Source organism: Microbacterium sp. LB12 (assembly GCF_037150835.1).
Taxonomy (GTDB): domain Bacteria; phylum Actinomycetota; class Actinomycetes; order Actinomycetales; family Microbacteriaceae; genus Microbacterium.
Genome location: NZ_JBBCPF010000001.1, coordinates 509,979 through 528,530 on the forward strand (window position 1 = coordinate 509,979; position 18,552 = coordinate 528,530).

Genomic DNA, 18,552 nt, shown 5'->3' on the forward strand with positions numbered 1-18,552 from the left:
TGCGCGGATCGCGGAGGCCCGGTAACCGCGCCTCGTCCGATGCGTGCTCAGCGCGCGAGGCCGCGGCTGATGACGAGACGCTGGATCTGGTTGGTGCCCTCGAAGATCTGCATGACCTTCGCCTCGCGCATGTACCGCTCGGTCGGGAAGTCCTTGGTGTAGCCGGCGCCGCCGAGCACCTGCACGGCGTCGGTGGTGACCTTCATCGCGTTGTCGGTGCAGACGAGCTTCGCGATCGACGCCTCGTGCGAGTACGGGCGGCCGGCATCCTTGAGGCGCGCGGCGGCGAGGTACGTCGCCCGTGCCGACGCGACGGCGGCGGCCATGTCGGCGAGCAGGAACGCGAGGCCCTGATGCTCGATGATCGACCGGCCGAAGGTCTCGCGTTCGTGGGCGTACTTCACCGCCACGTCGAGCGCCTCCTGGGCGAGGCCGGTCGCCACGGCGGCGATGCCCAGCCTCCCGGCATCCAGCCCCGACAAGGCGATCGGCAGGCCCTGTCCTTCCGCGCCGAGGCGACGCTCGACGGGGATGCGCACGTCTTCGAACAGCATCGTGGCCGTCGTGGAGCTCATCAGCCCCATCTTCCGCTCCGGGTTGTCGGCGGCGAGGCCGGGGGAGTCGGCGGGGACGAGGAAGCACGAGATGCCGCGGCTGCCCTCGCCCGTGCGGGCCATCACCTTGTAGAAGTCGGCCTTGCCGCCGTGCGTCGTCCACGCCTTCGCGCCGTTGATCACGTACTCGTCGCCGTCGCGCACGGCCCGTGTGCGCATGGCCGCGGGGTCGGAACCGGCGTGCGCCTCGGACAGGCAGTACGCACCGAGCAGGTCGCCGGAGAGCATCTCGGGAAGCCACCGCTCCTTCTGCTCGGCGCTCCCGGAGGTGAAAAGACCGAAGCAGGACAGGATGTGCACGCTCACGCCGACCCCCACGGATGCCGACGCCGACGCCACCTCCTCGAGCACCTGCAGGTACACCTCGTAGCTCTGCCCGCCGCCGTCGAACTCCTCCGGATACGGCAGGCTCAGCAGTCCCGCGCGGCCCAGGGTGCGGAAGACGTCGCGGGGGAACGATGCCGATGCGTCGAGCTCCGACACGATCGGGCGCAGCTCCTTGCCGACGATCTCGCGGGTCAGGTCGATGAGGTCGGCGGACTCCTCCGTCGGCATGAGGCGGGGAACGGGCATGGGGGCTCCTGCGTCGTTGCGGGCTGAGGGCACGTGACCGCGGAGCTGATCATCGCGCCTCGCTAGAATCGCGTGAACACGGCGTTGAGTTCAATACTGTGCTGCGCAACTGAGCGGGCTGTACAGCTGAGGCCCGCCGACGACGATGGAGGTGGCGACGATGATCAGCATCGATCGACTCGACTCGGAGATCATCGGCCGCCTGGCCTCTCACGCACGACCGGGCATCGCCGAGCTCGCCGGTGCCCTGGGGGTGGCGCGGAACACGGTGCAGTCACGTCTGCGGAGGCTCGAGGAGTCGGGCGTGCTCGCCGGGCTGCAGCCCCTCATCGACCTGGAGTCGGTGGGAGTGGCCGTGCAGGCTTTCGTCGCCCTCGAACTCGATCAGCGACGGCTCGCGCGCGTGGTCGAGGACCTCACCGAGATCGCGCATGTGCTCGAGATCAACACGCAGGCCGGACGCGACGACCTGCTCGTGCGCGTCGCGGCGCCCACGCACCGCGACCTGCAGGAGGCCGTCACGCGGATGATCGAGATCGAGGGGGTGCGCCACACCGTCACCACGATGATCGTGTCCACGCCGCTGCCGCTGCGGACTCAGCCGCTGCTGGAGCACCTCACCGCTCAGGCCGGTTTCGGTCGTTCCACGCCCGCCCCGGACTGAGACCGAGCGGCGGGGGAACGTGATGTCGGATGCCAGGATCAGACTGGGCTCGTCCGCGTCGACCGGCCGGACGGAAGGGAACACCGTGGATCTGGCATCCATCCGCATCATCACCGACGACGTCGACCGGCTTGCCCGCTTCTATGAGACCGTCACCGGCGTCACGCCGCTGCGGCCCGCCCCCGTGTTCGCGGAGTTCCGCACCGCGACGGGCACCATCGCGATCGGCAGCACCGCCACCGTCAGCATGCTCGGCGACGCCGCGCCGACGCCGGCGAGCAACCGTTCGGTGATCGTCGAGTTCCTCGTCGACGATGTCGATGCGGAGTTCGCGCGCCTCGGTGCTGCTCTCGACGATGTGGTGCTCGAGCCCACCACCATGCCGTGGGGGAATCGATCGACGCTCTTCCGTGACCCCGACGGCAACCTGGTGAACCTCTTCACGCGTCCGGAGTAGGGGTTCGCGGCTCGGCGCCGCCTAGGCGTCGCCGAGCTCGTCGAAATCGATGGCGCTCATGATGGCGTCGAGCTCGGGCTCCGTGGAGAGGTCGATCGCGTGCAGCACCTTGTTGGCGCCCCGCTCGTTCAACAGCAACTCGGAGGCGACGTCTCCGAGAACCGTCCGGGCGTCGACCGTTGACCAGTGCACGCCGATCAGAGATTCTCGGGAGATCACGGCGGCTGCGACGGCATGGCCGCGCCTCTTCCCGTAGGCCGACCGCCCGGCGCTGCTCACCGCGACGATGCGCACCGAGGTGAGGCTCGGTGCGACGGCGAAAGCCTCTTTCACTGTCACCAGCAGGTAGCCCGCCACGAGCAGGGTGTACAGCTCGTCCCGCTCCCGCTTGGTCATCTTGCGGATGCTCACGTTGCCAGCGGCTGTGTGCCCTGGCACCTGCTCGGGCATCGTGTGCTCGCCGGGAATCAGCACGGTGAGTGTCGCTTCGGAGCCGTCGACGCCCAGCGGCGCAGCCGGAGCCTTGTTGTCCTCGAAGGCGGAACCCAGCTGATCCATCACGACGGAGGGATCGTTGCGGAGGAGGGCTTCCCACAGCCGGTCGAGCCGCGCCTGCTCCTGATGGCAGGCGATCCGGCGCTCTGCGGACTCCTGCGCAGCGGCGGCTGTGGCGCGGGCGGCCGCATCTGCCGTCAGCGCCTTGCGCACCGAGCGCCGGAAGACGCTGACGCCCTTGAGCGCGGCCTCCGTATAGGCCCTGCGGATCGCCGCCTCGTCGACGGGCATGGGAGGCGGAACCATCGGTCGCTGCGCGGCCGTGAACTCCTCCTCGTGGATGGCTGTGATCGCGACCAGCGCCAAGCCGATCGCGTATGCGCGATGGAGCTTGTCGGCCTGAGCTGCCGTCATCAGGGCTTCTCCGGCCGCCCGCGAGCCCCCGCCGCCGGATCTGCTCCGGGATCCGCCTCCACCGAGTGATGAGTAGTAGCCGATAGGCCCCACGCCGGTCGAGATCCCCATGCGGCCGGCCCCCACGTGCACCCGTGCTACCCGGGGACCGATACTGGTCCGAACCCCGCGCGACGATGCGCGCACCCGCACGCCCGGGGCCAGCTTGATCGAGAATCCCATCTTCACTCCTTCGGAAAGCCGTGACCTCCACGCGATCTGCTCACGATCATGGCATGCCGTCGAGTTGCCGCGGCGCCGTCAGCTTCAGCTGATGTGCGTGTTCGGGAGCGAGCTCAGCGTCGGAGCGGCGTAGGCGCGGCGCCGCGCGGAGATGTCGATGGGTCGGGCACCGCGCGGCACGCTGTGATCGACCGCGATCACCTCGAACTCCTGGATCTGCGCGGGCTGCACGGGCGTGAGGTGGATCATGCAGATCAGCTCGCCATGCTCCCCGGGGATCGACCAGGTGACGTCGGCCGGAGTCGCCGCCGACACGATCTCCGGCGCCCGCTCCGCGACACGGAGCCCGCCGATCTGCGCGATCAGTTCGTCGATCGCGGCGCGGCGCTGGGGGAGGGGCCGGTCGAAGTCGATGTTGTCGGCGAAGACCTCCGCGGCGACGGTGTCGTCCCAGGCACGGATCAGTCCGTCGGCGGCGCCCATCAGCCGGCGCGTCTGCGGCCACAGGCGCACCTCGCGCGCGGCGGTGCCATGGAACGCGAGGGCGCGGAACAGGGCGTCCTCGGAGAGCGTCACCGGGTTGCCGCGGTGGCTGTTGGTGAGCACGACCACGCCGCGGCCCGACCCCTGATGCCACACCATGTTGAGGATGAAGCCGGGCAGACCGCCGCTGTGCGACACGATGGCTCCGCGGTGCAGGTCGTGACGCACGAACAGGCCGAGGCCGTAGCCGCCGGTCGCGAACTTCCACGTGCCCTCCGGTCGCGCCTGCAGCGAGGGGATGTCGACCTGGTGGATGCGCTGCAGCTCGCGACGCGACGCGCGGCTGACGACCGCGTCATCGCCTCCGGGTCTTGTCGCCGCTGCCAGGAAGCCGACCCAGGTGGCGAGGTCGTTGATCGTGGACTGCATCCCGCCCGCAGCGGCCATCGCGTCGGAGACCTTCGGCGGGAAGCCCACCCAGTTCCCGGAGGTGTCGAGCGAATAGCCGACCGCGCGGGCGAAGCCGTCCTCCGGTGCGCGGTTGTCGAACCACGTGCTGTGCATGCCGAGCGGGCGCAGGATCTCGTCGGTGACCCAGTCCTCCACGCGACGGCCGACCGCCTTGCCCACCGCGATCCCCGCCATCGTGAAGCCGATGTTCGAATACTCGAACACGCTGCCGGGATGGTTGCTGTAGGCGAATCCGGGCCTGATCCGCTCCACCAGCTCGGCTTCGGACAGGCCGAGGAACGGGTCCACCCACGAGTTGTCCTCGGTGAGGCCGCCGCCCATGCTGAGCAGCTGTCGCACGGTCGGCGTCACGGCCGGTTCGCCGTCGATCGTGCCGTGCCATTCCGGGAAGAAGTCGGTGATGGGGGCTTCCAGGTCGAGGAGTCCGCGGTCCCTGGCCAGCAGTGCGCCGAGTCCGACGAAGCTCTTCGTCATCGACGCGATCGGGAACACGGTGTCTGCGTCCGGTGCACGGTCGTCGTCATCGGCGGCGCCGAACCCGCGGCTGTGCTCGAGGCCGTCGGGGCCGACCAGGCCGTACACGAGCCCGCGGGCCTGTCCGGCGGCGGTGTACTGGCCGAAGAAGGCGTCGAGCTGGTCGGCGAGCGGGACGGCCAGGGTTTCGCTGGACATGGAGGCTCCCTTGATCGAAGGCGGTCGGCGCACGACGGCCGCGCCGCGTTCTCTCCAGACTCTCGTCATCCGTGCGTGTTGTCATGTCGGGTGCCACCGAGTGTCGCCGTGGAATGTGTGCGGGCAGACGAACCATGTCCGTCCCCCGCTACAGTCGGAGCAACCGTCGACACGAAAGGCCCCAACGATGAGCGCCGAAGCGAGACTCGAGCACCTCGAGGAGCAGCACAGGGCGCTGGTCCTGACCCGGTTCGACCGGAAGGACGCGTGGGAGCTGGGGCGCTACCTCGCGGACAAGGCGCTGACGGAGAGGTATCCGATCGTCGTGGATGTGCGCACGGCGTCCGGCATCCTGTTCCATGCATCGCTGCCCGGTGCGACGAGCGACAACGACTCCTGGGCGGCGAAGAAGGCGGCGACGGCGCTGCGGTTCGAGACGAGCACCGCACTGCTGGCGGCGCGGATCGAGAGCGGCGGTCGTGACCTGCACGAGCCGGGATGGCTCGACCGGGACACCTACGCCGTCGCGGGCGGCGCCGTCCCCATCCGGGTGAAGGGCGTGGGGGTGGTGGCCGTCGCGACGATCTCCGGCCTCCCGTCCGACGACGATCACGACGCCGTGGTCGACGGCCTCCTCGCGCTCGACGCCCTCACGAAGGGGCGGGGATGATGCGACGACCCGCTGTTCTCGTCGCTGCGGTCCTGTTGCTGGTGCCCCTGACCTCGTGCACGGCCGCGCCGACTGCGCCGGGAAGTCCGGCCCCCAGCTCCACTGCGGCACCCGTCACGCCCGACCCCATGGACGCTGCCGAGCAGCAGGCGCAGGCGTGGCTCGACGCGGCGGTCGTCCCGCCCGGGGCCGTCCGGGTGTCGGAGAGCCCCGGCGAGTTCTACTCCTATCAAGGGTGGCCCTGTCAGCCCGTCGCGGAGCTCGAGGGCTACTGGACCCTCGCCGACGCGACCGTTCCGCAGGCCGCGAACTGGTTGCGGGACAACCCCACGGCAGACCTCGTCAGCACCGCAGGCCCCATGCGGGTGGAGGAGGACTCGCCCACCGATGCGGCGATCGTCGGCTACATCCCGGCCGACGAATCGCAGCAGGGAATCGTCTACACGGTCGCGAAGTCCGACAGTGGCGTGATCATCCGGGCCGAGGTCGCGGCGCTCGCCGAGTCGGCGGTGTGCCCGTCCCTGGAGCCCGGGAGCACGCTCGGCAAGCCGGGACAGGGCTGAGCGGGAGCCTCTGCACACTCGCGATGGGGTTGTCGAGGGCCTTGCCTGCGCCCGCGCGTCATGGAATCGTCGGGGCGATGAGTGATCGACCATACGCACAGAGCACCGCGTACTACTGGTGGGCGTTCGCGCTCGTCGGAGCGTTCGCCCTCACACTGATCGTCCTCCTCCTCACCGGCGTCCTCGGTCCCGGGGTGTGGTGGACGGCAGCCGCGATGGTTCTCCTCGCGCTCTCGCAGGTGCTGAGCATCCGCACCGTTGCGCGACGCCGCCGCGAGCAGGCGGAATCCATCGCCCGTGCTCGGCGCGAACAGACCGATGGCGCCGATTGACCGTGGCGCACTCTTCGCGAGCGAGTTTTCGCCGTTCGCGTCCCCTTTCGGCGCAGACTGCGACGGATAGAATCTGTTGTATGGTCGACCCCCAGATGAGCACCATTCTCGGCCTCGGGTACGAGGGTCAGACTTTGGACGCATTCATCTCGAAGCTGCGCCTCCGCGGCGTGGAGACGCTCGTGGACGTGCGGTTGAATGCCATCTCCCGCAAGCGCGGATTCTCGAAGACCGCGCTCTCGGAGGCTGTGCGCGCAGCCGGTATCGAATACGTGCACATGCCGCAGCTCGGGAACCACCGCGACAACCGCGAAGGTTACGCGACGACCGACACCGTCGAAGCCCGCGAGGCGCGAGACCGGTTCCGTGACGTGCTCACATCCGACGGGGCGAGTTCAGCGCTCGAGGAACTCGCATCGCTCGCGAGGGACCGAACGATCGCCCTGTTCTGCTTCGAAGCAGATGAAGATCATTGCCACCGTCAGCAGGTTCGGGAAGCGTTGACGAACCTGATGCTCCGCGATCTCGCTGCCGCCTAGAACAGGGTGGGAACTGCATCCGCGCGCGTCGGGGAGTAGACGCCGAGGATGCTGAAGCTCCCACGCTTCATCTTGTCTCCGAAGTTGCCCACGAAGAACGACGTCTGCCGGTTCGGGGTGAACTTCTGTGTGAGGAACTTGTGCTCGATCTCACGCTTCGCATCGTCCTCGGGCATATTCATGAGGTGGCGGCGCTGCAGCTCGCCGAGTTCCCAGTCGAGAAGCTGCCCGCCATGAGAGGGGCAGTTATCGGCAGAGCACCTGTACCGGTATCGGACCGTGAAGCGCGGTGCCTGTAGTTCGGGTGGAGTGTCCGTCCCGTGGCCGAACAGGGCGAGTGGGGCGAGATTCTCCGCATCCGCAATGCGCTTCAGCTGTGCATCGCTCCAGCCTGCAAACGCGACGATCTCGAGTTTCTCGACGGATCTCACGGGGACGATTCCGAGGGATGGCGACTGACCTCGGCGGTCGCCGCTCTGTGCAGTTCGCAGGTGGAAGTGGTGATCACGTTCCCGACGATGTCCTGTCGATGCTTCCACTTGTCGAGGTGTCCGATGATCTCGATCGACTGAATGTCCGGGCGGTAGCTTTCACGACGGTCGTCCCTCGCGCTGCGGTGGACGTCGACTTCGATGATGTCGTACTTCTTGAACCGCACTCTCTCCGGCATCCATCGGAACGGGAACGGATAGAGGCGGATCCACTCGGCGCGATCGCCATCGATCCGGATCCCCGCCACGCACACAGTGTCTCCGTATGTCGATGACGGTTCCGGCGCAGCTTTCACTGTGATGAGAACTCGCGCACGCTCGACCCCCGGTGTCATGCCCGTCAGGATAGCGACCGCTGAAGGGCGCCGTGCGTCATGCCTTAGTTCCCTGTGGAGAAGAGGGGAACAACGGGGAAGGCTACGTGGAGGGGCTGACGGGAATCGAACCCGCGCTGTCTGCTTGGGAAGCAGAAGTTCTACCATTGAACTACAGCCCCGTACCGGCTCTGCGAGCAGGTGAACGCAAGCCTACCTGGCCGCCGCCGGTTGGCCAAAGCAGCGCGGCGGACGACGGGGCGTGGCAACTAGGCTGGTGCCGTGCTTCTCAGCGACCGCGACATCAAGGCAGAACTCGCATCCGGCCGCATCGGCCTCGACCCGCAGGAAGAGGGGATGATCCAGCCGTCGAGCATCGACGTGCGCCTGGATCGCTACTTCCGGCTGTTCGACAACCACAAGTACCCGTTCATCGACCCGTCGGTCGACCAGCCGGAGCTCACGCGTCTGATCGAAGTCGACCCCGATGAGCCGTTCATCCTGCACCCCGGCGAGTTCGCGCTGGGCGCGACGTTCGAGCGGGTCACCCTCCCGGACGACGTCGCCGCACGGCTCGAGGGCAAGTCGTCGCTCGGGCGTCTCGGTCTGATCACGCACTCGACGGCAGGGTTCATCGACCCCGGATTCACCGGGCACGTCACGCTGGAGCTCGCGAACGTGGCGACCCTGCCCATCAAGCTGTGGCCGGGGATGAAGATCGGGCAGCTCTGCTTCTTCCGGCTCACCTCGCCGGCCGAGAATCCTTACGGCTCCGGCCCTTACGCCAACCGGTACCAGGGGCAGCGGGGTCCGACCGCCTCGCGGTCGTTCCAGAACTTCCATCGGACGGACGTCGGTGTGACCGACGTCGGAGCAGTCGGAGGCTGAGATGAGCGATGTCAGCGGCACCACCCCGGACGAGCCGATCGGCCCCGAGGGAGCCGAGGCCCCCATGGAGATCGGGACCCCGGAGGAGCCGCTGATCCCGCCCGCCGACGTCGTGATCCCGCCGCCGCCCCCGGAGATCCCGGTCCCCGACGGCCTGCTGGCCCCTCCTCCCGCCGAGATCCCGCCGGCGGATGCCGTCATCCCGGCTCCTCCGCCGGAGACGCGGCGCCGCTCCGCCGAGCATCGCCGCGCGACCCCCGCTGCCCGTGACGAGGATCAGCCCTCTGCGGCAGCCGACGATTGGGCGCTCCCGTCCGTCGCCCCCGAGGTACCGACCTCAGGCAGCTACCGTGTGCTCACGGTCGTGATCTTCGCGATCCTGATCCTGCTGCTCGTCGCCGCAGTTGGCGTGGGCATCTTCCTGCTGAACACGGTCGGCCTCCCGTTCGCCGGAGCCGCTGCAGACCTCGCCCTCACGCCGCCGCTGTGACCTCGCGCCTCAGCTCGCGCTGACGGCGAGCAGGAACCAGGCGGAGTGCGGGATCCACTGCTCCGCCCAACGCCACGAATCCGGGCCCTCCGCGGTCTCCGGCGTGAGGAACGCGATCCCGTTCTCGTCGTCGGGGTGGCTCGTGATGCCGTTCACGATCCCGCCGGGCAGGTTCGGGAAGTCGGGCGAATACTCGACGTTGTTGCGCCCCCGACCCTGCAGCATGCACACGTCGAACGGGTTGCGCCCGAGCACCCAGTGCACCTGATCGGCCGCGAACCGTCGCAGACGCACCGCCAGCTCCGGATCGCACTCGGGGAGCTCGGCGACGGCGAGTGCCGCTGAGGCGAGCGACCCGAGGTTCGCGTTCTCGCCCTGCCACCAGTACCCGGTGTCGTTCTCGTGCGGGAAGAAGAAGGAGTCGCGGATCTCGCCGCCGCGCGGCTGCACGCGCTGCCGCGGGTACCCGAACGGGTTCGCGACGGCATCCTTCCGCCGCAGCACGTCCTGCATCACGGCCACCGAGAGCTCGCGGGCGGCGACGGCGAACCGCGCATCCGGCACGAGGGCGGCATAGCGCAGGAGTGCGATCACCGGCAGGCCGGCCTCGACGGCGGAGAAGAACGGACGCCCGTCCTCCCACGCCTCGAACCAGCCCGGCTCGTCGGGTGAGGTGCGGTAGCGGTCGATCAGCGCAGCGGCACGACGATCCGCCGCGGCCGTGAACCGCTCATCGACCGCATCCGTCGCCGACACCAGCTCCGATGCCGCCAGCAGCGCGCAGTAGTCGTCGACGATCGACTCGGAGCTTCCCGTGAGGTCGCCCGTCTGCAGATCGAGGCCGAAGAGGTAGTCGGTGTTGTGCGCCTCGAGGTCGTCGAACGCGCCGATCGCGGCGGCCAGATACTCGGCACTCGTGAAGTCGCCGTGCTCTTGCTCGCGCGACGCCCTGGCCAGCGCGGCGATCGCGACACCACCACCGCCACGGTACGACGCCCGGTAGCGGTCGGTGCGCACGCACTCCGGCAGTGGCGCATTGATCACCCGCTCCTCGAGCCTCTTGGTCAGCGCGTCGAAGATGCCGCTGTAGAAGGCACCTTCGGGGGTGCGGAACCGCACCAGGAAGTCCGCGCCGAACAGTGCCTCGTCGCGCAGACGTGCCCCCAAAGCGCGGTGGAACCGCGGATGCCGCGCCGCAAGCTGATCGCGCGCCTCCAGGAACGCCCACGCGCACAGCGGGATCTGTTGCGGACTCATGGTCGGCGAGTAAGTCAGGTGGCTGAGGAACTTGCTCGTGTCGCCCGATGCGTCGAGCCAACCGCCGCGGGCATCCACCGTGAAGCCGGAGTCGTCGCCGAACCGCAGTGCCGCGGCATCCTTCCGCTCGATCTCGCCGCTGGAACGCCCGGCCTTGAACGCGAACAGGATGTCCGACAGGGTCCCGGCGGCGAGGCGTTCCTCGCCGATCGCGAACGAGGTCGAGGACACCACCTCTTCGCCCACCGCGGCCACGATCAGATACCGACCGGGCTCGTCGACCTCGTCGAAGTCGACCCGCGAGTAGGCGCCGGTGCGCCAGGCATCGACGGAGGCCGCGGGGCGCGCGTCGAGACGAATCCGGGAGTCGTCGTCGAGCGACAGCAGCTCGACGTGCGGTGTCGCACCCGGATGCGGCAGCTCGATGAGCGCGGACTTGGGAGCCCCGGTGTCGTAGCCGAGGTGGGAGGTGAGGATGCGCATGTCAGCCCTTGAGTGCTCCGGCGAGGACCGCGTTCTCCATCTTCTCCGCGAACACCGCGTAGACGAGGTACGCGGGGATCAGGGTGATGAGGATACCGGCGGCAAGAACACCGTACTGTGCGGCGTTCGCGATCGAGAGCGTCGGCAGCGCCACCTGCGCCGTGCGCAGCGAGGCCTCCGGCCCGATGATCACCAGCGAGAAGAAGTACTCGTTCCAGAAGGAGAGGAAGTTCAGGATCGCGACGACCGTGAGCGTGGGGATCGCGAGCGGCACGTACACCGACCACAGCACACGGAGCGGCCCCGCACCGTCGAGCAGCGCCGACTCCTCCAGCTCCGGCGGCACCGAACGCATCGCCTGGGTCAGCAGGATCACCGTGAGCGGCATCGCCGACGCGGGCAGGAACAGGATGAGGAACTCACGGGTGTGGAACAGCCCCATCATGATCGACAGCAGCACGGTGGGCACCAGCGCCGCGAAGCCGGGGATGAGGAAGCCGAGCGCGAACACGCGCTCCACCATCTGGCCGACCGCACCCTTCGCCCGGGCGAGAGCGAACGCCGCGGGGACCGCGAGCAGCAGCGTGAGGACCTCGGCGCCGATCGTGATGTACGCCGAGTTCAGCAGGGCCGTGCCGAGGGAGGCCTGCGAGAAGGCGAGCCCGAAGTTGTCCAACGTGAGCGGCGTGAACGGCGAGAACGGCTGGTTGAAGATGTCGGTGTTGTGCTTGAACGCCGAGATCAGCAGGTAGTAGAGAGGCGCGGCGAGCAGGATCACGTACAGCCAGACCCCGGCATGTGCGAGGTACTTCATGGGGCCGGTGCGGGCGAGAGCGCCGCCACGGGCGCGACGGCGTCGGACGTTCGGGCGCGACTGCGGGGCGGAGGTGCGCGAGGAGGCGGGGGCGGTGACGGCGGTCATGCGACGGGGTCCGATCAGTACTTCTGCCGGAAGACCCGGCGGATGATGAGGATGCCGGCCACGCCGACGATGAACAGCACCACGGCGACGGCCTGGCTGTAGCCGACCTTCGACTGGTTGAACGCGAAGTCGTACACGAGGAACGACAGGGTCGCGGTGGCGTTGCCGGGGCCGCCCTTGGTGAGCAGCAGCACCACGGCGGCGGAGGAGAACAGGGTCCACAGGAACTGCAGCATCGTGACGACGCCGACGAACTCGCGGCACATCGGCCACGCGATGCTCCACATGCGGCGGAAGTGCCCGCAGCCGTCGATCTCGGCGGCCTCGAACACCGAGGCGTCGATGGAGTTGAGGCGGGCGGCGAGCATGATCGCGGAGACCGACATGCTGCACCAGATCGTGACGATGATGATCGACCACATCGCGCTCTCGCCGTTCGCGAGCCACGGTCGAGCCAGCTCGCCGAGGCCGAGTGCGTCGAGGAATCCGTTGATCATGCCCTGCGGGGCGAACACGCCCACGAAGACCATCGCCAGCGCCGAGGCCGACAGCAGCACGGGCGTGAACATGAGCGCGCGCACGAAACGGTGTCCGCGGGGCTTGAGGTTGAGGTAGTACGCGATCATGAACGCGCCGATCACGACGATCGGGAGGGTGACCACGAGTTGGAGGAGCGTGTTGCCCGCGGCGAGCCAGACCACCGGGTCGTTGACGAGGCGGACGAAGTTGTCGAGCCCGGCCGGAGTGCGCGGGGCGATCAGACCCCGCCAGTTGACCGTGGAGAAGTAGAAGAGGCTGATCAGCGGTCCGAGCGTGAACACGAGGAACCAGAGCAGCGCGGGAAGCGTTGCCGACAGCTGCAGCAGTTCGCCTCGGCGGCGGGCCGCGGTGCGTCGACGGGCGACGACATCGGGGGAGAGTGCGGTCATGAGGGGAGGGCTCCAGCAGTCGGGAGGGCGGCCCGGCGCTGAGGCCGGGCCGCCCAGAGGGGGTGGTTACTTCGCGGCGGCGTAGATGTCGTCGACGGTCTTGCAGATCGTCGCGGCGTCGGTGCCGGGGGTGAAGGCGACCGACGTCGCGCGGTACATCGGGTTGGAGACGTCGGCCGGCACGTAGATGTCCGGCATGACCGGGAAGTCGACGGCCTCGGGGAGGTCGGTCAGCGACTGCGCGAGCAGCGGCGAGGTGACGCCGGACGTGTCGCCGCCGAAGTCGGCGACCGGGATCACGCCGCCCTCGTCGAGGATGCCCTTGAGCACGTCGTTGCCGTACATGTACGTGATGAGCTTCTCGACGGAGCTGATCTTCTCCTGGCCGTTCGGGCTGATCCACCAGCCGGCCGAGGTCGAACCGCGGTAGGCGAGCGGCTTGTCGAACGGCGCGCCGTCGGCGACGGGGAGGCCGCCGAGCACGGTCGCGTTGGCGAGCTCCTCCGAGGCGGAGGGGTACGCCCAGGAGCCGAGCGGGGCGATGGCCGCCTGGCCGTCCATGTACGCGGCCTGGGCCTGGTCGGCGGTGTAGCCCTCGACGCCGTCGACGAAGACGCCCGCGTCGCGGAGCTCGACCAGCAGTTCGATGCCCTTCATGGCGTCGGGGTTCTCGCACGTACCGCCCTCGGCGTAGACCTTCTTGGCCTCGTCGGTCGACAGGAACATCTCCAGGAACTGCAGGAAGATCTTCTGGCCCGACCAGTCGATGCCGCCGAGGACGACGGGAGCGATGCCCGCGGCGCGCAGCTTCTTCGCGGCGTCGACCAGCTCGTCGGTCGTGGTGGGCACGCTCTCGACGCCGGCCTGGGTCAGCAGGTCGGTGTTGTACCACCACGGCCACGTGAAGCCGGAGTACGGGAACGCGCGGATGTTGTCTTCCGCGTCGGTCCAGTCCACGAGCGCGTCGTCGGGGATACGGTCGGCGATGCCCCAGTCCTCGATGTAGTCGTTGACGGGGACGACGGCGCCGTTGATGGCCCAGTCGAGCTGCTTCTCGAGGAGTCCGACCAGCAGGACATCGGCTTCTTCGCCGGCGAGGAGGGACGTCTCGTACACCTGGTTGAGGTTGTCGCCCGATTCGAGCACCTTGACCTCGATGCCGGTCTCCTTCGTGAACGCCTTGAAGGCGTCGAAGAGCGGCTTGTTCTGCGCCTGGCTCGCCGTCCAGTTGGTCTGCACGACGATCTGGTCGGGTGAGGACGATTCGCTGCTGCTTGCGCAGGCGCCGAGGCTCGTGGCGAGCACGAGCGCCGTGGCACCTGCCAGGGGGATGGACACGCGCTTCTGCACGGAGGACCTCCTTCTCGGCCGGCCGGGCGCCGGCGGTTCCTCGAATGGTACTGTCCCGGACTCAAAGTGGTCAATACTGGTATTTCTTCTCGTGATCAAACAGTGATCCGCTGAGGGCGGTGGTTATTCGCGGTGTTCTCGGGAAAACGGCATCCCGGCGCCAACGCACCCCCGCCGAGGAGTCGTAGGGAGCGAGTGCGTCCTGCCTGCTTCGGTAGGGCTGAGGACTTGCCATGGTCGTTACTGGTATGGTTCCCGAGCGCCGTGTACGGTGCAGAGTGGAAGCCGCTTCCGAGGGGGTAGGGATGACCAGCAGCATCAGCGAGTCGCCGATTCGCGCCGACTATCCGGAGCCGTTGTGGATCCAGGCCGTGAATCTCATCAAGGTCGAGATCTCGTCCGGCCGGCTCGCCGAGGGTATGCGCCTCCCGCCGGAGCGCGAGCTGTGCACCCAGCTCGGCATCAGCCGGGTCACCCTGCGGAAGGCACTGCTGCAGCTGGTCGACGAGGGAGTGCTGAGCTCTTCGCACGGTCGGGGCTGGTATGTCGCATCCGCCCCGGTCGCGAAGGAGTGGCCGAACAGCCTGGAGTCCTTCAGCGAGACCGCGCGTCGGATGGGCCTGGAGGCCACGTCGATCGTGCTGCGCGCCGAGACCGGACACGCGAGCCTCGACGAGGCCGAGGCCATCGGCGTCGCACCCGGAACCCCGATCTTCCGCCTCGACCGCATCCGACTGCTCGACGGGGTCCCGATCGCGCTCGATGCCTCGGTCGTCCCGGCGGCACTGCTGCCCGACGTCTCGAAGACCGACTTCGCGGTCGAGTCGCTGTACGACCTGCTCGACGCCTCGGGCTCAGGTCCCGAGCGTGCCGACAGCACGATCGAGGCGCGCGAGGCCGATGCGCAGGCCGCCGAGTCGCTCCAGGTCGCGGTCGGCAGCCCGCTGCTCGTGATGCGCCAGGCCGCGCACGGCTCCGACGGTCGCGTCGTCTCGCTCTCCACGATCCGCTATGTCGGCGAGCGCTACCGCCTGCGCACGGTCTTCACCCGCGGCGCCGGCCCCACCCGCTGACCTGCCGGCTCGGCTCGGCTCGGCTCGGCTCGAGCATGAAGGAGATCTCACGGTGTGAAGGCCTGCCGGGGAGCCGGGGTCCTTCAGATCGTGAGATCTCCTTCGCTTCGTGCGTGCAGGTCCGCGTGTGGCTCAGGCGAGGCGGTCGGCGAGGAACCAGGCGCCCGCGACGGGCTGGTCGTCGAGCAGGACGAGGTCGAGCTCCGGATGCCGCTGCGCGAGCAGTTCTCGCACGGCTTCGGCCAGGCGCGGCTGCGCCGTGATGACCCCGCCCGCGGCCACGACCACGCGCCCGACCGCACCGCGACGGCGCAGCTGATCGACCAGCCGCACGAGATGCGCGGCGCCGTCCTGGATCACCGCGACCGCGAGTGCAGAACCGGCATCCGCCGCCCGGAACACGGCGGGCGCATGCGGCCCCCAGTTGGCCATGGTGGGCTCATCGTTCACCACGCGCGCCAGGCGCTCCGCATCCGCGACGCCGAAGTCGGCGAGCAGCGCACCGAGGAGTCCGTCGTCCGGCTCTCCGTCGTCGTGAGCGAGCAGCGCGGCCTTCGTCGCCTCGCGCACCAGTCCGGCCGCGCCGGCCTCGTCGCCGATGACCCAGCCCCAGCCGCCCGTGACGAGTGGGGCACCGTCGGCATCGGCGCCGACGCCGATCGCGCCCGTTCCGGAGATCAGGCCGATGCCGTCGACGAGCCCGGCGGCCGGCACGAGTAGCGCCGCATCGTTGACGCAGTGCACCCGTTCATGGCCGCGACGGCGCAGCGCCTCCTCCAGGTCGTGTGCCACCTCGGCGCGGTCGAGGCCCTGGGCGCCGATCGCGAGGGCACTGACCGTCGCCCCGGCGGGCAGGGCGCGTCCGAGAACGTCGACCAGCCAGTCGGCCGCGGCATCCGCCGGCTCGGCATCCCATTCCGCCGAGCTCACGACCACGTCGGTCACGGGTCGACCGTCTGCCGTCGTCGCCCGGACAGCGGCCTTGGTGCCGCCCACGTCCATGCCGACGATCAGGCCTGCGATATCGACGGATGGTGTCACTGCGACGCCCCGGCATCCACCTTCGTGTCGTCGTTGTGGAACACGAATTCCTCGATCTCCACGCCGCGCGCACCCGCCACACGGGCGACGAGGCCCTGCAGGAACAGCGCCTCCAACACGGCCCTGGCGTTCGACGAGGAGTGCGGCAGGCGCACCACCTCGAGGTGCTCGACGCTGTCGACGTCGTCGGTCGTGACCAGGACGACCCGGTGGCCGGCGGCGCTCAGCATGCGGGCGACCTCATGCTCGCGTTCGCTGCCGAACAGCACATGGGCGCCTTCGCCCGCCGACTCCATCGAGCCGTGCAGGTACTGGCGCGTGCCCATGGCGCTCGCCGGGATGCGGGCGACCTCGCGGAACAGCAGTGCACCGGCCTCGGCCGACCCGGTGGAGGGGCCTCCGCCGACGAAGTCGAGGCTCGGTGCCGAGGCGATCAGGTCTGCCGCACGGGCGATCTGGGGGGCGAGCATGATCTCAGTCTCGCGGAACAGGGCGGCGAAGTCGTGCCAGGCCGGGTCGACCGCACCTCCCGCCCAGGCCTCGGACAGCATGCTCACGGCCACGACGGTCGCGGTGTACCCGATCGTGGAGGCGTAGCTGTCGGGGATCGAGCCGAGGCCGACCAGGTTCGTCGCCAGGTCGGACAGCGGGGAGGGGACCGTGTTCACCACGCCGTAGCGCAGCTCGGACGGGATCGTGTTCAGGGCGGCGATGGTCTCGCTGCTGCGTCCGCTCTGGGACACCCCGATCACCGGGTGGTCGCCGGTCGCGAGGGGCAGCGGGGTGTCGCCGGCATCCAGGCGCCAGGCGGTGATGCCGCGCTTGCGCAGATGCCAGACCGCGGGGGCGGTCGCGGCGAGGCTGGCGCCGATGCCGAGGAAGAGGGGGCCGACCTCGCCGAGGGCGCCGCGAGCGCCGAGCTCCTCGACCTGCCGCTCGATGTGAGGGATCGCGGTCGCGAGGGCATCGGCCTGGGCTGCGGTCGCCTCGGCGTAGCTGATGTATCCGTCCATGTCGTTCCTTGTGCTCGTACTCGTCCGGTCCGTGGCCGGCGTGGTGGTCGTGGTGGTCCGCGTGTGCGGTGGGCTCAGCGCTCGAGGCGCACGGGCTCCCAGGTACCCGAGCGCATGGCCCGGTAACAGGCGTCGAGGATGCAGTTCACGACCCAGCCGTCCTCGAACGTCTCCATCGGAGTGGTTCCCGCGGCGTAGTGATCGATGAAGTGGCGCATCTGCTGCGAGAAGCCGTAGGCGCGGGTCTCCTCCGGCACGGGGTGCACCCAGCCCGTCTCGGAGTCGGCCTTCTCGACGAGGTAGCCGGTCGAGTTGCCGAGGAAGCCCCACACCGGGGTCACGGAGGTGTCGGTGACGAGGCGGCCGTCGCTGCCGCTGAACTCGTGTCGCAGCTGCATCCCGCCCTTCTCGGCCCACGACGACTCGATGATCGCGAGCTGCCCGCCCGCGAACTTCAGCAGTGCCACCGCGGTGTCCTCGCCGGTGGTCTTGTCGGTGTGCAGCAGCGTCGACCCCCAGGCGAACGCCTCGATGACGGGGTTGTCCTTGCCGAAGAAGTGCCGGGCCGACTCGACCGTGTGGCAGCCCATGTCGAGCAGGGCGCCGCCGCCGGCGGTCTCGGTGTCCCAGAAGTGGGCGGCGTGCGGTCCGGAGTGGGCCTCGCGGGCGCGCATGGTCAGCAGCGTGCCGATGCCGCCGGCCTGTGCCATCTCGTGCGCCTTCGCGACGATGGGGGAGAAGACCGAGCTCTCGGCGTAGCCATGCCAGACCCCGGCTTCCTCCACGATGCGCAGGATCTCGGCGGCCTCGGCGCCGTTGCGGGCGAGCGGCTTGGTGCAGATGATGCCCTTTCCTGCCGCGGCGGCGATGCGCACGGCCTCGACGTGGGCCTCGTTCGGCAGGGCGATGACCACGACGTCGATGTCAGGGTTCGCGCACAGCTCGGCCATGTCGGTGTAGCTGCGGGGGCTGCTCCAGCGGGCGGCGAAGGCGGTCGCGCGCTCGGGGTCGCGGGAGAAGTTCGCAGCCAGCACGCCGTCGCGCACGTCGAGGAGGGAGTCGGCGTACGAGTCTGCGATGAACCCGGAGCCGAGGATGCCGACACGAATCACTGATGCCTCCTTCAGGCGAT

At 69.1% G+C, this 18,552-nt stretch carries 21 protein-coding genes and 1 tRNA gene; 9 read left to right on the forward strand and 13 right to left on the reverse strand.

Annotated elements, in window-relative coordinates; translation table 11 throughout:
- Positions 1–47 precede the first annotated feature (47 nt).
- Positions 48–1,187 (reverse strand): acyl-CoA dehydrogenase family protein, encoded by a 1,140-nt coding sequence (locus WFM69_RS02510; protein WP_337001313.1) that lies wholly within the window; start codon positions 1,185–1,187, stop codon positions 48–50.
- Between the two features lie 160 nt (positions 1,188–1,347).
- Between WFM69_RS02510 and WFM69_RS02515 the strand changes: the two genes are divergently transcribed.
- Both WFM69_RS02515 and WFM69_RS02520 read left to right on the forward strand, forming a co-directional pair.
- A complete protein-coding gene (locus WFM69_RS02515; RefSeq protein WP_337001315.1) occupies positions 1,348–1,851 on the forward strand; it encodes an Lrp/AsnC family transcriptional regulator in 504 nt (167 codons plus the stop codon).
- An 85-nt stretch (positions 1,852–1,936) separates the two neighbouring features.
- Positions 1,937–2,308 (forward strand): VOC family protein, encoded by a 372-nt coding sequence (locus tag WFM69_RS02520; RefSeq protein WP_337001317.1) that lies wholly within the window; start codon positions 1,937–1,939, stop codon positions 2,306–2,308.
- Positions 2,309–2,329: 21 nt separating this feature from the next.
- On the opposite strand, the gene WFM69_RS02525 is transcribed toward WFM69_RS02520, so the two are convergent.
- On the reverse strand, positions 2,330–3,217 hold the full coding sequence (locus WFM69_RS02525; RefSeq protein ID WP_337001319.1) for a hypothetical protein: 888 nt from the start codon (positions 3,215–3,217) through the stop codon (positions 2,330–2,332).
- A gap of 306 nt (positions 3,218–3,523) precedes the next feature.
- The gene (locus WFM69_RS02530) at positions 3,524–5,065 is read right to left on the reverse strand and encodes a serine hydrolase domain-containing protein (protein ID WP_337001321.1); all 1,542 of its coding nucleotides are present in this window, start codon (positions 5,063–5,065) and stop codon (positions 3,524–3,526) included.
- Positions 5,066–5,252: 187 nt separating this feature from the next.
- On the opposite strand from WFM69_RS02530, the gene WFM69_RS02535 reads away from it, so the two are divergent.
- From WFM69_RS02535 to WFM69_RS02550, 4 genes are all read left to right on the forward strand, one after another.
- Positions 5,253–5,735: a heme-degrading domain-containing protein gene (locus tag WFM69_RS02535; protein WP_337001323.1), complete on the forward strand. Its 483-nt coding sequence runs from the start codon at positions 5,253–5,255 to the stop codon at positions 5,733–5,735.
- Complete coding sequence (locus tag WFM69_RS02540) at positions 5,732–6,298, forward strand: hypothetical protein (protein WP_337001325.1); 567 nt, start codon at positions 5,732–5,734, stop codon at positions 6,296–6,298. Before WFM69_RS02535 ends, WFM69_RS02540 begins: the two co-directional genes overlap by 4 nt.
- Positions 6,299–6,375: 77 nt before the next feature.
- The gene (locus tag WFM69_RS02545) at positions 6,376–6,630 is read left to right on the forward strand and encodes a hypothetical protein (protein ID WP_337001327.1); all 255 of its coding nucleotides are present in this window, start codon (positions 6,376–6,378) and stop codon (positions 6,628–6,630) included.
- An 80-nt stretch (positions 6,631–6,710) separates the two neighbouring features.
- Positions 6,711–7,169 (forward strand): DUF488 domain-containing protein, encoded by a 459-nt coding sequence (locus WFM69_RS02550; RefSeq protein WP_337001329.1) that lies wholly within the window; start codon positions 6,711–6,713, stop codon positions 7,167–7,169.
- Here WFM69_RS02550 and WFM69_RS02555 read toward each other — a convergent pair.
- The 3 genes from WFM69_RS02555 to WFM69_RS02565 all read right to left on the reverse strand — a co-directional run bounded on the left by WFM69_RS02555 (position 7,166) and on the right by WFM69_RS02565 (position 8,156).
- Positions 7,166–7,345 (reverse strand): hypothetical protein, encoded by a 180-nt coding sequence (locus WFM69_RS02555; RefSeq protein WP_337001332.1) that lies wholly within the window; start codon positions 7,343–7,345, stop codon positions 7,166–7,168. The two genes, WFM69_RS02550 and WFM69_RS02555, sit on opposite strands and share 4 nt — an antisense overlap.
- A gap of 251 nt (positions 7,346–7,596) precedes the next feature.
- Positions 7,597–7,827: a hypothetical protein gene (locus WFM69_RS02560; RefSeq protein ID WP_337001334.1), complete on the reverse strand. Its 231-nt coding sequence runs from the start codon at positions 7,825–7,827 to the stop codon at positions 7,597–7,599.
- 255 nt (positions 7,828–8,082) lie between these two features.
- A tRNA-Gly gene (locus tag WFM69_RS02565) sits at positions 8,083–8,156 on the reverse strand.
- A 100-nt stretch (positions 8,157–8,256) separates the two neighbouring features.
- On the opposite strand from WFM69_RS02565, the gene dcd reads away from it, so the two are divergent.
- Positions 8,257–8,862, forward strand: coding sequence for a dCTP deaminase (gene dcd / locus WFM69_RS02570; RefSeq protein ID WP_337001336.1), 606 nt, complete (start codon positions 8,257–8,259; stop codon positions 8,860–8,862).
- Position 8,863: 1 nt separating this feature from the next.
- Positions 8,864–9,352 (forward strand): hypothetical protein, encoded by a 489-nt coding sequence (locus tag WFM69_RS02575; RefSeq protein WP_337001338.1) that lies wholly within the window; start codon positions 8,864–8,866, stop codon positions 9,350–9,352.
- Positions 9,353–9,361: 9 nt separating this feature from the next.
- Here the strand turns inward: WFM69_RS02575 and WFM69_RS02580 are convergent, their stop codons facing one another.
- From WFM69_RS02580 to WFM69_RS02595, 4 genes are all read right to left on the reverse strand, one after another.
- Entirely contained in the window at positions 9,362–11,092 is a 1,731-nt protein-coding gene (locus WFM69_RS02580; protein ID WP_337001340.1) for a glycoside hydrolase family 9 protein, read from the reverse strand.
- A gap of 1 nt (position 11,093) precedes the next feature.
- A complete protein-coding gene (locus WFM69_RS02585) occupies positions 11,094–12,014 on the reverse strand; it encodes a carbohydrate ABC transporter permease (protein ID WP_337001342.1) in 921 nt (306 codons plus the stop codon).
- A gap of 14 nt (positions 12,015–12,028) precedes the next feature.
- Positions 12,029–12,943 (reverse strand): carbohydrate ABC transporter permease, encoded by a 915-nt coding sequence (locus WFM69_RS02590; protein ID WP_337001344.1) that lies wholly within the window; start codon positions 12,941–12,943, stop codon positions 12,029–12,031.
- A gap of 66 nt (positions 12,944–13,009) precedes the next feature.
- Complete coding sequence (locus tag WFM69_RS02595) at positions 13,010–14,293, reverse strand: ABC transporter substrate-binding protein (protein ID WP_337001346.1); 1,284 nt, start codon at positions 14,291–14,293, stop codon at positions 13,010–13,012.
- Between the two features lie 305 nt (positions 14,294–14,598).
- Here WFM69_RS02595 and WFM69_RS02600 point away from each other — a divergent pair, with 305 nt between their 5' ends.
- On the forward strand, positions 14,599–15,366 hold the full coding sequence (locus WFM69_RS02600) for a GntR family transcriptional regulator (protein ID WP_337001348.1): 768 nt from the start codon (positions 14,599–14,601) through the stop codon (positions 15,364–15,366).
- Between the two features lie 132 nt (positions 15,367–15,498).
- On the opposite strand, the gene WFM69_RS02605 is transcribed toward WFM69_RS02600, so the two are convergent.
- The 3 genes from WFM69_RS02605 to WFM69_RS02615 form a co-directional block, all read right to left on the reverse strand.
- Positions 15,499–16,407: an N-acetylglucosamine kinase gene (locus WFM69_RS02605; RefSeq protein WP_337001350.1), complete on the reverse strand. Its 909-nt coding sequence runs from the start codon at positions 16,405–16,407 to the stop codon at positions 15,499–15,501.
- A complete protein-coding gene (locus WFM69_RS02610; protein ID WP_337001352.1) occupies positions 16,404–17,420 on the reverse strand; it encodes an SIS domain-containing protein in 1,017 nt (338 codons plus the stop codon). Before WFM69_RS02610 ends, WFM69_RS02605 begins: the two co-directional genes overlap by 4 nt.
- Before the next feature lie 74 nt (positions 17,421–17,494).
- Entirely contained in the window at positions 17,495–18,532 is a 1,038-nt protein-coding gene (locus WFM69_RS02615; RefSeq protein WP_337001354.1) for a Gfo/Idh/MocA family protein, read from the reverse strand.
- Positions 18,533–18,552 lie beyond the last annotated feature (20 nt).